The sequence below is a fragment of the Corynebacterium sp. MSK012 genome (assembly GCF_030232435.1).
Taxonomy (GTDB): Bacteria; Actinomycetota; Actinomycetes; order Mycobacteriales; family Mycobacteriaceae; genus Corynebacterium; species Corynebacterium jeikeium_D.
Window position 1 is genome coordinate 1 of sequence record NZ_JASPJU010000017.1, and the last position, 12887, is coordinate 12887.

The window sequence follows — 12887 nt, forward strand, 5'->3', positions numbered from 1 at the left end:
AAAAGGCCCCATGAAGTAACAAACGGTGTGCCCGCCCCGCAACACGCCGAGCGGACACACTTTTTGCTACTTAACCCAAAATTGGCGTATGTGGTGGGGCCAGCGACGGATAGTCGTACCGTACGTAACCGCGGTATTGCGCGCATTGCTGCATTCTCTCCGGCCGCAGGTATGACATGCGCGGACATGTGCGGGATTCGGCAGTATCGCACATGCTCAGGAACTGGTGGTCAATGACACCATCGCCAAGGGGCGCCGACGCGATTGCCGACGGTTCGTTGAATACAGGAACTGAAATCCACTTCAACCCGGGGCACTCGGTGGAAAAGCTGCATGACATGGACCCGAAACCGTTGTGGCCTGAAACAATACGGGCAATTTGCCAAAACCGGTAAGCTCGGTCTTGCTGTAATACAAACCCAGCGTCATACTGGCGGACGGTATTGAGGGAAAAGGTCGAACAATGGCAACGAATCGGAGCAACCACTCGGACGACTCGTTCGGTGAGTGGAGCATAAATCCGGACGCGTCAGATGATCAGCCCTCTGCAGATACGCCGGCAAATGCGTGGAGCGCTGTGGATGGGTCACAGTGGGAGCAGCCTGAGGGGCAAACGCAGTATCTGCAGCAGCAGTATCCACAGTCCCAGCAGCCTGAACCATACCGCCCTGCCCCCTATGTTCCAGGTCCGCAAGCTGGTCCGGCTGCTGCGCCGCGCAATGACAACAAGGGGCTGACCATCGCGGTTATTGTCCTGGCACTCGTTGCGGTCGCTCTCTTCGTCGGCGCAATGGCTTACTTCTACTTCTCCGATTCGAAGGGAGTGAATTCGGCCGGCAGCAACTCGCCCCAGTCGGTTCAGTCCGCTAGTGCTGAGGGTTCCTCCACCTCGTCGACCGCTGAGCAGAAGCGTCGCGCTGAAGGGTTCCAGCCGCCATCGAACTGGCGTCACTGCTCCGGCTCGGGCGATCCGGGTGATTTGAACTTGGTATATGCAGAAGATGTCGGTGGTAACACTACGACCTGTCAGTTTGCCACCAACGTCCGCAATTCCTTCGTTGAGCAGTACCAACTTACGAAGAAGCTCAACGGTACTGTCACCGCTAGCAGCCCAACAACTGGCAAGACATACAGCATGACCTGCCGCGATAACGGTGAGGTTGTCACTTGTACCGGCGGTACGAATGCGACGGTGCACATTGTCTAAACGTCTCCGAGCGGCTCTGGCCGCAACCGCCGTCGTCACGCTCGGCCTTAGCGCCTGCACCATTGGCACCGATTCGGCGGGCATGCCGTCGCCGACGCTGTCCAATCCGCTTGACGACGGCCCCGGCGGCGCATCCTCCGACGGGAAAGTTGTGCCCGGTGAGATGCCTCGCGAAGTTGTCGAGGCCGTGAAATCCGCGCAAAAGGAACTCGGTGGTTTGGCCGGCGCCGCTCTGGCAACGCCGGATAAGGATTCCGAAGTGGTTTCCACGGGTGACTTCAAAACGGGTCCGGCCTGGTCGACCTCCAAGGTGCCGATTGCGGTGGCTTATGTGCGCCAATCGGGCGTGGATTCCCTGGTCGAAGACGCAATCACGGTTTCCGATAACGATGCGGCTGAGTCCATGTGGTACTCCCTGGGCGATGACGCGACCGCGGGCGCGACCACCGACGAGATTCTCCGAGAGGGCCACGACACCCGCACCGTCATGGGCACTGACCGCATCCGTGCGGAATACACCGTCTTCGGGCAGACGCAGTGGGATTTGCGCGACCAGGCTATTTTCGGCGCCAATTTGCAGTGCATCGAGGCGGGCCCAAAGGTCGCTGACCTCATGGGACAGATTGCCGACGAGCAGTCCTACGGCCTCGGACGCATCCGCGGCGCCCACTTCAAGGGCGGTTGGGGTCCCGATGATGAAGGCGTCTACCTTGTGCGGCAGTTCGGCTATCTGCCGGGCAAGAAGCCGGGCACCTTCGTTGGTGTAGCTATCGCAGCCCAGCCTGACGACGGCACCTATGAGACCGGCCAGCAAATGCTTGACCGCATCGCAAAGGCGATTGAGCGCAGCGGTGGCGCGACCACCGGCCGCGCCGGTAGCTGCTAGCTGAGCGATAGCTGTTAGCGCTCAATTCCTAGCGCAGCCAGCAACTGCGAGGTCTCGTCCTCAGTAGTGATGGTGATACGAGCACCTTCGCCGGCAAAGCAGCGGATGAGAATGTTGCGCTGCGCCAAGAAGTCACCGAGATCCGTGGTGGTGGCCACCGAGACGTCGTCAAGCAAAGAGAGATCCGCAATCCGACCCTCGTCAATCCAAATGAAGTTGGCCTGCGAGTTCGGCAGCACCGTCTCGCGGCCGGTGGCGGCGTTGATGGCCTCTGTGACGGCGACGCGCTGTGCGCGGACCTCAGCAATGCGGGCGGTGAGCTCTTCCTGTGCGTCGAGCGAGGTGAGCGCGGCAATCTGCGCGAGAGTGTTTACGGAGAAGGGGATAGCGACCTTATTCACGGCCTCCACAAGCTTGTCCGGGCCGAACATGTAGCCCACACGAAGCCCGGCCAAACCGTAGACCTTGGAGAATGTGCGCAGGCCAACCAGGTTGGGGTAGGTATCCAGCAGCTCATGCGCCAACGGGGTAGCAGCATGAGTGGCCTCGTCCACCAGCTCGATGTACGCCTCGTCGAGAGCGACCACAACATCGCCCGGAACCTGCGCCATAAACTCCGCGAATGCCTCGCGAGTGATGGTCGTGCCCGTCGGGTTATTGGGATTACAGACGAAAACCAGGCGTGTGCGGCCGGTGATAGCGGCAGCCATTGCCGAAAGATCATTGCGACCCTGCGCATCCAGCGGCACCGGCACCGGAGTAGCCCCAGCGACGCGAGCGAGAATGGGGTAGGCCTCGAAGCTGCGCCACGGGAACACGACCTCATCCCCATCCGCACAGGTGGCCTGTACGAGCTGCAGGCACAGAGCAGAGGAGCCGCAGCCGACCGCGACCTGCTCCAGGGGCAGACCCAGATGCTCGCCGAGCTTAATGCGCAGGTCAACCGCGCCCATGTCCGGGTAGCGGTTCGGGCTGGTGGTTGGGTCAGCGATGGTCTGCGAGATGGCCTCCACCACCGAGGGCAGTGGCGGTTGGGTCATTTCATTGGACGCGATCTTCAGCGCGCCGGGCACAGCCTTGCCCGGGACATAGGCCGGAACCTGCTCGAGGTCGGCACGGGTTTTGGGCTGAACTGAAGATGCATCGTTGGTCATAGGCCTAACTGTAGAACATGGCCCGGATTGGGCAGTACAGAATCCCCGCAAAATCCCAAGGTGTGGTCGCTATTTGTGGCGCCGTATTTGGTGGCTCCGCGGGTGTTTTGCTTTTCAATTCTTGTGTTCTGTAGGATTGGCTGCGGTTATTTGGTCTCGTCCACGCAATGGCGAACAGCTTTGCTGAAGCGGGATCGATGCCAGTGGTTTTGGAGGCGTGCCAGAGCGGCCGAATGGGGCTCCCTGCTAAGGAGTTGCCTGTCTTGCGACGGGCCGGAGGTTCGAATCCTCTCGCCTCCGCCACACGCGCCCGTAGCTCAACGGATAGAGCATCTGACTACGGATCAGAAGGTTAGGGGTTCGAATCCCTTCGGGCGCACCATGTAGACCCGCACCTTGTAGGTGCGGGTCTTTTGTATTTATTACCTGGCAGCGCGAGCCGGGGCATTGCGGGGCGGGGGCAGCGAGGTCCTTCACTTGTGGCCAGGGTTCGGTCACTTATCGATGGTTTCTCGTGGCCTGTCGATGGTTTTGCGCCACTTATGCGCGCGCTGTGGGTGCTACGTGTGCACTTGTCGATGCGTTGTTCACTTGTGGCCAGGCTATAGCGAATCGATGGGTGAACTATGCATCGATAAGACAACGAACCAGCTCCCTTGCTTCAGCAACGTGCAACAACAGGTCGCAACGCGCAGCAACAGGCACCAACCCGGACCTGCCGCCCGACTCACCACCTCCCTGAGCCGCCACGGCCGTACCTCCAACACCCCCGCGCAGCCTTTGCCTGGCCGAATCCGATTAGCCTGGCCTTGTACTTGGTCAATCGGGGCTTCCGCCCCGCGCCGCCCCGCGCCGCCTCGCACGCCGGGGGACATTTTCCTATCCTGAACAGTTGCAATAGACTTAGACCCCGGTTGCCCTCCCCGTATTTCGATAGGAGCCTTGATGGACGCCCGTCTAGCCGTTCGCCGTAAGCCCGAGTTCCGCAATGAGGAAGCTACGCTGCTGTCCTCGATCGGCCAGGACGGTGAGGTGGCAATCTACTATCTCTACGATGCTTTCGATGCGACGGAGGAGGACCTCGTTGCGCTGCGTGAGTCGGTAGTTGCTGATTCGCGTGTCGACGAGCTGGCCGAGCTCCCGACGCCCGCCGAGCTGGGGAACTACCTTGCTGTCGAGCCTCTTCCTGGCCAGTACGACCAGCGTGCCGATGCCGCCGAGCAGGCCCTGCGGCTACTCCGCCCGGAAACCCGCGCGCAGATCACCTCGGCAACGCTGTATGTTTTCGACGCTCCGGTGAATGACGCCGTACGCTCCTTCCTCATTAACCCGGTCGAGTCGGGGGAGAAGAACCTGAACGTCCTGCGCCGTCCGAGCATGGGCGAGATTGAGCCGCTGAAGGAGTACCCGGGCTTCACCGAGCTGGATGACGAAGGCCTGGCCGAGCTGCTCGCAGCCGACGGCATGGCCATGTCGCTGGCCGATCTGAAGACCATCCAGGACTACTTCCGCTCCGAGGGCCGCACTCCGACCGAGGTAGAGCTGTCCGCGCTGGATACCTACTGGTCGGACCACTGCCGCCACACCACCTTCAACACCGAGCTGACCTCCATCGAGAACAACGAGCCGCGCTTTGCCGCGCAGTTGGATCGCGCGCTGCGTCGCTACGACGAGCTGCGTGAGCTCAACGGTCGCACGCACAAGCCACGCTCCTTGATGGACATGGGCACCATCATGGGCCGCGAACTGCGTCGCACGGGTGTCATGGATGACCAGGAAGTCTCCGAAGAAATCAACGCCTGCTCCGTCTATGTCGACGTCGAGGGCGATGACCGCAAGTGGCTCCTTATGTTCAAGAACGAGACCCACAACCACCCGACCGAAATCGAGCCATTCGGTGGTGCCTCCACCTGTCTCGGTGGCGCAATCCGCGACCCGCTGTCGGGTCGCTCCTGGGTCTACCAGGCCATGCGTCTGTCCGGCGCAGGTGACATCAACACTCCGCGCGAGCAGGCCCTCGAGGGCAAGCTGCCGCAGCGCGATATTTCCTCCCGCGCCGCAGCCGGCTACTCCTCCTACGGCAACCAGATCGGTCTGGCCACCACTGGTGTGCGCGAGCTGGTCCACCCGGGATACGTCGCTAAGCGAATGGAACTCGGTGCCGTCGTCGCCGCTGCCCCGGCAGACAACGTCAAGCGCCTCGAACCTGCGCCGGGCGATGTGGTGATTATGCTCGGTGGCCGCACCGGCCGTGACGGCGTCGGCGGTGCGACCGGCTCGTCCAAGGCTCACGATGAGGACTCGCTGGGCCGCTCCGGTGCCGAGGTGCAGAAGGGTAACCCGGTCAACGAGCGCAAGATTCAGCGCCTGTTCCGCCGCGAGGACGTCGCCACCAAGATTGTCCGCTGTAATGACTTCGGCGCTGGTGGCGTATCCGTCGCGGTCGGTGAGCTGGCTGACTCCATTGACATTCACCTCGAGCGCGTGCCGCTGAAGTACGCCGGTCTGAATGCCCGCGAAATCGCGATTTCCGAGTCCCAGGAGCGCATGGCGCTGGTCGTGCGCCCGGAGGACGCCGACTTCATCATCGCCGCCGCTGCCGAGGAGAACATTGAGGCAGTCGCGCTGGCAGACATCACCGACACCGGTCGGCTGCGCATGTTCATGGGCGACGAGGTCGTGTTCGACCTCTCCCGTGAGTTCATCGACACCAACGGCGCCGACCGCGCCCAGAACGTCGAGATGGTTGCTGCGGAGGGCGGCGTCGTAAAGCAGGCTCCGACGAGCGTACTGGAGTCGCTGCGTGCGGCGACGGCGGGCTCCCAGGAGGGCATGATCGAGCAGTTCGACTCGACCGTCGGCCGCTCCACCGTGCTCATGCCGTACGGCGGTGCGACGCAGAAGACCGACGAGCAGGCGTCGATCCAGACGCTGCCGGTCGATGGCGGCACGAGCACCGCGTCCATCATGACCTGGGGTTACTCGCCATCGCTTGCCGACGAGTCCCCGTACCTCATGGGTTCCTACTCCGTCGTGGAGGCACTGGCTAAGCTCGCAGCGGCCGGTGGCGATCCGCGCGGTGCCTGGCTGAGTGTGCAGGAGTACTTCCAGCGCCTGGACCAGGATCCGAAGCGGTGGGGCGAGGTCGCGCAGGCTCTGCTTGGCCTGCTGGAGGCTCAGGATGGCTTCCAGGTTGCGGCTATTGGCGGTAAGGACTCCATGTCCGGCACTTACGGCGAGGACCTGCACGTGCCGGCGACCCTGGTGACCTTTGCGGTCGCTGCAATGGACGAGACCGACGCTGTCTCTGCCGCAATCCCGGCCGGTAACTTCGACCTCTACCTGTTTGCGCACAAGCCGCTCGAGTCCGGGGAACCGAACTACGAGCAGCTCAACGAACTGTTTGCTGCCGTGCGGGAGCTGCGCCCGGCTGCGGCCTCGGCTGTTACTAACGCGGATCTGGCTGCGACCCTGGTCAACATGGCTGTGGGCAATGGCGTGGGCCTGGAGGCATCCCTTCCGGAGGCTCCGCTGGGTTCCATTGTGGTGGCTGTTCCGGCTGGTCAGGATGTTGAGGGTGCTGTTGAGGGTGCTGTGAAGATCGGTGCCACCGACGAGTCGGGCACGCTGCGCTTCGGTGAGGAGTCCTTCACTGTCGCCGAGGCTCTGGAGGCAATGGAGTCCGGTTACCGTGAGGTCTTCCCGCTCAATGACTACGAGGGCGAGGCCCTGCCGGAGTTCGCTAACCAGGTCAGCGAGACCAAGACTGACCTGCAGAGCCCGGGCAAGAAGGATGTCCACGTGTTGCTGCCGGTCTTCCCGGGTACCAACTCCGAGTACGACATGGCCGAGGCATTCGTCGCTGCTGGCGCTACCTACGAGTTCCACGTTATCCGCAACCTGACCCCGGCAATGCTGGCGGAGGACACGAAGGCGTTCATCGAGAAGCTTCAGGACGCCGACATCCTGGCGTTCTCCGGTGGCTTCTCCCTGGGGGATGAGCCGGACGGGTCCGCCAAGTTCATCGCCGCGTTCCTGCGTTCCGACGATGTCGCAGCCGCCGTCAAGGAGTTCGTGGCCGACAACGGTCTTGTGCTCGGTATTTGTAACGGTTTCCAGGCGCTGGTCAAGTCCGGCTTCCTGCCGTACGGCGACCCTGCGCAGCTCCGCGAGGACTCGCCGACCCTGGCCCACAACCGCCAGCTGCGTCACGTTTCCCGCATCGCTACTACTCGCGTCGCGACCGTGAATTCCCCGTGGCTGCGTGGTTTCGAGCCAGGCCAGACCCACCTCATGCCGGTTTCTCACGGTGAGGGCCGTTTCGTGGTTTCCGAGGACGAGGCCCGCCGCCTGTTCGAGGCCGGTCAGGTCGCTTTCCAGTACGTCGATGCCGACGGCGATGCCGAGGGCGTGCCGACGATGACAGCGCCAGCCAACCCGAACGGTTCCTCCTACGCCATTGAGGGCATTGTCAGTGCTGACGGCAGGATTCTGGGCAAGATGGGCCACCCGGAGCGTTTCCGCGAAGGCCTGATGCGCAACATTCCGGGCATTGGTGAGCAGGACATCTTTGGCAACGCTGTCCGCTGGGTCCGCGGCGAGTAGTTCCTCGGTTTCTTCGTTACCTCGGTCAGGGGTACCTCGGTCGGTCCTGTTCGGATAGGCCGGGGTAACCGCTACGAAACCTGTTGTTAATGTGCAACGAATATGTACTTGAATAAGTGCCGAAAAGGTTGCTTGAACAGGCGATTTTGTAAAACTTAGCAGGATGAGTAAAGTATCTATTCGTTGCAGGGGCCGAGGGGATTACCCCAGAGTCGCTGAATAACAACAAAATGCGCCCGTAGCTCAACGGATAGAGCATCTGACTACGGATCAGAAGGTTAGGGGTTCGAATCCCTTCGGGCGCACAATGCAGACCCGCGCCGATAAGGTGCGGGTCTTTTTGTCTGCCTGACTTATCGATGGTTTTCCGGCACTTATGCGCGCGGTATTGGCTCTGCCTGCGCTCATATCGATGAGCTATTCACTTGTGGCCAGGCTATAGCTCATCGATATGTGAATAGCTCATCGACAAGTGAATACCGCCCACGAGCCACCCATGAGCCCGTCCACCCACGAGCCACCCGCACCCGAATCCCCAAACCCCAAAACCCAGCGCCTCAGTATTCGAAGCATCTCAAACTCGCAATATCCGCCTAACGGTCTAGACTGTGGAACCATGATTCGTACTGAGTCCATTCTTGACCTTGCTACCGTAGCCTCGGGGCAGTCCCACGCCGACGCCCTACAGGGCTCCATCGATTTGGCGCAGACAGCGGAAAAGGCCGGGTATCAGCGTATTTGGTACGCTGAGCACCACAATATGAACTCCATCGCGTCCTCGTCGCCGGCAGTTCTTATCGCAGCCGTGGCTGCAAAAACCGAGAGCATCACCCTCGGCTCCGGCGGCGTCATGCTGCCAAATCATGCACCGCTGACGGTCGCGGAACAGTTCGGCACGCTCGCGAATCTGTACCCGGATCGCATCGAGCTGGGGCTTGGTCGCGCGCCGGGCACGGACCAGGCCACTATGCGCGCCCTGCGGCGTGACCCGCGTTCGTCCGATTCCTTCCCGCAGGATGTGCAGGAGCTGCGCGGTTACCTCTCCGATGAGTCGCTGATCAAGGGCATCAACGCGATTCCGGGCCGCGGCACCCATGTGCCGCTGTACATCCTGGGCTCTTCGCTCTTTGGTGCCCAGCTCGCAGCGGCGCTCGGCTTGCCGTACGCATTTGCTTCGCACTTCGCTCCGGACGCGCTTCGCGATGCCATCGCGGTCTACCGCGAGCAGTTCCAGCCCTCTGAACAGCTGGATAAGCCGTACGCTTTTGCGGCCATGAATGTGATTGCGTCGGAAAGCGAAGAGGATGCGCAGCAGCAGTACTTCGCTACCCGCAGGAACATGGTCAGGCGGTTCCTGAGTCGCGGTGGGCATCACCTCACTGACGATGAGGCGGAGATTCTGATGGATACCCCGCAGGGGCGTCAGGTGCAAAATATGTTCCGTCACACGGCGGTCGGCACGGTGGCGCAGGTGCGTGAGCAGATTGCGCAGTTCGGTGAGTACTCGACGGCGGATGAGCTGATTGTGGCTCATCAATCGCTGAAGGTTCCTGACCGACTGCGTTCGGTGGAACTCACTGCGGAGGCCGCGGGGCTGACGGCGTAAGGCTCCAGGCCCGGCTCTCCGAGGCGCGCGGCCTTAAACTGACCCGCTTACTCCACTGCAGCCAGCGGCAGTGCCTTTTCGCTGGCAAGCTGCGTGATTTCGGCGTTGGTGCGCTCGCGGAGGAAATCCGCAAGCTCCTCGCGGTTGCTCGCGCGTGTGGCCTCGGTCAGGGCGGCGGCAAAGTGCGGCTCCAGCGCTGCCACGGCCACGTAGCCGTCGGCGCTGGGGTAGAGGCCGTACGTCCACAGGCCGCCACCGAGTAGTCCGCCGGGCGCCGTCATGCCGTACTTCAGCGGCGCGGCACCGGCCTCACCCGCCTGCTTCAGGCCGATGCGGCAGTGCAGTCCAGGCTGCTTTACGACGTCCGCACCCGCACCCGCCCGCTTAATCAACCCGGCAAGGGCAGCGGTGACCGCAAAGTGTGCACCCAGGATGTCGCCCAACAGCACTGGCGGCATGGCCGGGGGCGTGAGAGTTCCGGCCTCCGCCTGGTAGGTCAGGTCATGGCCAGGTGTTTCTGGAGCTTTGGTATCACCGACAATGTCGATATGCACCGGCCCATTCGGGCGCTCGTGGAGCCCCGCCAGCCCCATGCGTTCCAGCGCGGACGGGCGAACCGAGGTGATGACCACATCGGCCTCATCAATCAGCGAGCTCAGCTGTGCGCGGCCCTCATCGCTCTTCAGATCCGCCTGGATAATCTCGTGACCTGCGGACATAGCTTCATACCAGGGGCGGCCGAAGGAACCGAGCGGGTCGCCTGTGGGTGGTTCGACCTTAATCACCCGGGCGCCTAGCTGGCCCAAGTGCTGAGCGGCCAGTGGTCCCGGAACGTTAATGGCGAAGTTGACGACAGTGATGCCTGCGAGGCTGGTGTGCAGCTCGGGGGAAAACATAGTTCCACACTAGAACACATCTACCTGCCCGCCGACGCTTTCGGCCAACTTCAACTGGTTGATCCAGTCGCCCTCGCCGACGCGCAGTCGGAAAATCGGGCGGTGAGCGGGGCGGGCCTCGTAGCGGACACGGGCAATCTGACCGGTTTTGGCCAGGTCCATAGCGGTTCCCTCGGTGGCCAACTGGGTGCGCGCGGCGGTGAGGCGCTCGATGACGTCGTCAAGCGCGGCGAGCACGGGTTCGGTGTTGTTCTCACACCAGGACATGACCATGTCGGGAGCAGCGGCGGCGACGCGGGTGCAGTCGCGGAAAGAGCCGGCTGCAAGCGAAATGGCCAGGGGGCCACCGGCTTCACCGGCGGCGGCAATTGCGTAGGCCGCCAGGTGTGGCATGTGGGAGATGCGGGCGACGCTGGCATCGTGGTGATCGCTCAGCGCTGGAATGAGCTGACTGCCAAGAGCTGCTCCCAAGTTGGCGACCTGCGAAAAGACTTCAATCCACCGCTCCGGGACGGGCTCGCCCGCAGCGTCGGCAGCGGCTGCCAGGTCGTAGGTGATGACCCAGGGGGCGCCGTCGAAAAGCCCTTCGAGTGTGGCGGACCAGCCCGCCTGCGCGGACCCCGCCATTGGGTGCGCGCCGACGAAGCGTTCCTCCATCCCGCGAGCGGAGACCTCGGCGGCGACGGCCGCCTTCACGGAGACCACATCCGTAATGCTACAGCTGGGGGCGTGCTCATTGATGGCGTCGAGCATCGTGCCGACGACTGTCATGGGGGTGCCGATCACGATGAGCGCGCGGCTGGCCTCAGCACGTTCGAGCGTGGCCTGAAGATCTGTGCTGGCGTCGAATCCCTCCTTCGTGGCTTCCTCGACCGTTGCGGACGAGCGATTCCAACCGAAGCATTCGACGTTATGAGCCCGCAGATCGCGCATCATGGAGCCACCGATGAGGCCCAAACCGAGGATGCATACCGCGGGTAGTTGTGCAGCTGACAGGGAGGACGAAGCAGGGGAGGGGGACTCGAAATTGCTCACCTGACAAGCATGACATACAGCGACTAGCGTTGTGGGTTATGAGCACGACCTTTTCCGGAGGGTACACCTCCGATGACGACCGCTCCTTCGCGGTTGCCGTAACTATGGGGGAGCGCGGTTGGCGCGTCGTCGATCTTGGGGACGACGCCACCGATTCCCTCGCTGACGCTGCACAGGCGCTGCGCAATCTGCGTTCGGAACGCGCCGCTGTCGGAATGCTCAATATCGACGACGATTACTTCATTCTCGTGCGCCAGGGCGTTGGGTCGCTGCGCGTTGTGCTTTCCGACGCCACCGCCGCCGTCACCGACGACATTGCGGCAGATGTGTTCGACGAGCTGGATCTGGATATCCCCGACCTCGACGAGGACGAGCTCGACGATGTCGACGCCTGGGCCGAAGGAGATATGGATATCCTCGCTGACCTGGGCTGTTCGGAGGAAGCCCTGGAGTCCATCTGTGACGATCAGTCGCTGTGGGCGTCCGAGCAGCTTCTGGCCATCGCCGAGGAGCTGGGGTGCGCCGAGGAGCTCGCCGATGTCGCCGACCTGGATTACGACGGTGACGATGACGACTACGACCCCTATGACGACTAACCCTGACAAAGGTCATCTGACCGGGCGGCCAAGCGCCCTTGCGGCCAGCCAGCCAGCTGGTCGGCCAAGCGCCCTGCCCCGTCGAAAACAGGACATTCTCGACGAAGAGTGGATGCGCCTGGCTATCGCCGAAGCTGCTCACACGGCCCCCGGGGATGTGCCGGTGGGAGCTGTGGTCGTGGATGCCGAGGGCAGGGTTGTGGGTCGGGGCTCGAACCGTCGGGAAGCGGATGGTGACCCACTTGCCCACGCCGAAGTCATTGCGTTGCGCGAGGCCACCCGCGCTGTTGGTGACGGCTGGCGGCTGGAGCAGTGCACGTTGGTCGTGACACTTGAGCCGTGCGTGATGTGTGCCGGCGCGTGCGTCATGGGGCGCGTGGGGCGCGTGGTCTTCGGCGCGTGGTCGCCCAAGACCGGCGCGTGCGGCTCCATCGCCGATGTCATCCGCGATCCCGCCCATGCATTCACGCCGCAGGTGCGCGGGGGTGTGCTTGCCGACGAATGCTCCGTTTACCTGCGCGAATTCTTCGAACGGCAACGGCAGTCGGGAGCGTGAGCGGGGTCACAGTTAGGTCACAATTCCCGCTGTGGCCGTGACGAGTCTTCATTTTCACGTACCGTCGGAACTAGTGGGGCTGCTAGACGGTGGCTCTAAAGAATAGATAAGTCGTTTACATAGGAGGCTTACATAATGAGCGAGCTGCAGAACAAGGCCGACGAGTTGGGCGGCAAGGTTAAGGAAGCTGCCGGCGACGCCGTTGGCAATGACGACCTGTCAAACCAGGGCAAGGGCGAGCAGGCTGCGTCCAAGGTCAAGCAGGGTGCTGAGGACCTGAAGGACAAGGCTACTGAGACCTTGGGCAAGCTGACTGACAAGTAAAGCGCTTAGCTCTCGGGTAGAG

General features: G+C 62.5%; 10 protein-coding genes and 3 tRNA genes. 10 read left to right on the top strand and 3 right to left on the bottom strand.

Going from position 1 to position 12887, the window contains the following annotated elements; genetic code table 11:
• Positions 1-463: 463 nt before the first annotated feature.
• Positions 464-1207 carry a hypothetical protein gene (locus tag QP977_RS10600; RefSeq protein ID WP_070652702.1) on the top strand — a complete coding sequence of 248 codons (744 nt, stop codon included), beginning with the start codon at positions 464-466 and terminating at the stop codon, positions 1205-1207.
• On the top strand, positions 1200-2093 hold the full coding sequence (locus QP977_RS10605; protein WP_242451355.1) for a hypothetical protein: 894 nt from the start codon (positions 1200-1202) through the stop codon (positions 2091-2093). Before QP977_RS10600 ends, QP977_RS10605 begins: the two co-directional genes overlap by 8 nt.
• 14 nt (positions 2094-2107) lie before the next feature.
• On the opposite strand, the gene QP977_RS10610 is transcribed toward QP977_RS10605, so the two are convergent.
• Positions 2108-3247, bottom strand: coding sequence for a histidinol-phosphate transaminase (locus tag QP977_RS10610; RefSeq protein WP_049172459.1), 1140 nt, complete (start codon positions 3245-3247; stop codon positions 2108-2110).
• Between the two features lie 211 nt (positions 3248-3458).
• Here QP977_RS10610 and QP977_RS10615 point away from each other — a divergent pair.
• The 5 genes from QP977_RS10615 to QP977_RS10635 all read left to right on the top strand — a co-directional run bounded on the left by QP977_RS10615 (position 3459) and on the right by QP977_RS10635 (position 9458).
• Positions 3459-3550: transfer RNA gene (locus tag QP977_RS10615), tRNA-Ser, on the top strand.
• 3 nt (positions 3551-3553) lie between these two features.
• Positions 3554-3629: transfer RNA gene (locus tag QP977_RS10620), tRNA-Arg, on the top strand.
• A 563-nt stretch (positions 3630-4192) separates the two neighbouring features.
• Positions 4193-7852 carry a phosphoribosylformylglycinamidine synthase gene (locus QP977_RS10625; RefSeq protein ID WP_284847295.1) on the top strand — a complete coding sequence of 1220 codons (3660 nt, stop codon included), beginning with the start codon at positions 4193-4195 and terminating at the stop codon, positions 7850-7852.
• A 232-nt stretch (positions 7853-8084) separates the two neighbouring features.
• Positions 8085-8157 (top strand) — tRNA-Arg (locus QP977_RS10630).
• 311 nt (positions 8158-8468) lie between these two features.
• Positions 8469-9458, top strand: coding sequence for an LLM class flavin-dependent oxidoreductase (locus QP977_RS10635; RefSeq protein WP_070601690.1), 990 nt, complete (start codon positions 8469-8471; stop codon positions 9456-9458).
• A 47-nt stretch (positions 9459-9505) separates the two neighbouring features.
• Here QP977_RS10635 and QP977_RS10640 read toward each other — a convergent pair whose 3' ends face one another.
• A complete protein-coding gene (locus QP977_RS10640) occupies positions 9506-10354 on the bottom strand; it encodes a CoA transferase (protein WP_070652704.1) in 849 nt (282 codons plus the stop codon).
• Between the two features lie 9 nt (positions 10355-10363).
• Complete coding sequence (locus tag QP977_RS10645; protein ID WP_070652705.1) at positions 10364-11389, bottom strand: prephenate dehydrogenase; 1026 nt, start codon at positions 11387-11389, stop codon at positions 10364-10366.
• A 38-nt stretch (positions 11390-11427) separates the two neighbouring features.
• Between QP977_RS10645 and QP977_RS10650 the strand changes: the two genes are divergently transcribed.
• From QP977_RS10650 to QP977_RS10660, 3 genes are all read left to right on the top strand, one after another.
• Entirely contained in the window at positions 11428-11985 is a 558-nt protein-coding gene (locus tag QP977_RS10650) for a tRNA adenosine deaminase-associated protein (protein ID WP_005510946.1), read from the top strand.
• Positions 11927-12541 (top strand): tRNA adenosine(34) deaminase TadA, encoded by a 615-nt coding sequence (gene tadA, locus QP977_RS10655; RefSeq protein ID WP_080985632.1) that lies wholly within the window; start codon positions 11927-11929, stop codon positions 12539-12541. The genes QP977_RS10650 and tadA overlap by 59 nt, the downstream gene beginning before the upstream one ends.
• Before the next feature lie 135 nt (positions 12542-12676).
• Positions 12677-12865: a CsbD family protein gene (locus QP977_RS10660; protein ID WP_070429201.1), complete on the top strand. Its 189-nt coding sequence runs from the start codon at positions 12677-12679 to the stop codon at positions 12863-12865.
• The last annotated feature ends 22 nt before the right edge of the window (positions 12866-12887 follow it).

What these genes read in the sequence shown, in the direction of transcription:
- QP977_RS10660 (WP_070429201.1), top strand. Translation starts at nt 12,677, where the DNA reads ATGAGCGAGCTGCAGAACAAGGCCGACGAGTTGGGCGGCAAGGTTAAG.
- QP977_RS10610 (WP_049172459.1), bottom strand. Translation starts at nt 3,247, where the DNA reads ATGACCAACGATGCATCTTCAGTTCAGCCCAAAACCCGTGCCGACCTC.
- QP977_RS10650 (WP_005510946.1), top strand. Translation starts at nt 11,428, where the DNA reads ATGAGCACGACCTTTTCCGGAGGGTACACCTCCGATGACGACCGCTCC.
- QP977_RS10640 (WP_070652704.1), bottom strand. Translation starts at nt 10,354, where the DNA reads ATGTTTTCCCCCGAGCTGCACACCAGCCTCGCAGGCATCACTGTCGTC.
- QP977_RS10625 (WP_284847295.1), top strand. Translation starts at nt 4,193, where the DNA reads ATGGACGCCCGTCTAGCCGTTCGCCGTAAGCCCGAGTTCCGCAATGAG.
- tadA (WP_080985632.1), top strand. Translation starts at nt 11,927, where the DNA reads ATGTCGCCGACCTGGATTACGACGGTGACGATGACGACTACGACCCCT.
- QP977_RS10600 (WP_070652702.1), top strand. Translation starts at nt 464, where the DNA reads ATGGCAACGAATCGGAGCAACCACTCGGACGACTCGTTCGGTGAGTGG.
- QP977_RS10635 (WP_070601690.1), top strand. Translation starts at nt 8,469, where the DNA reads ATGATTCGTACTGAGTCCATTCTTGACCTTGCTACCGTAGCCTCGGGG.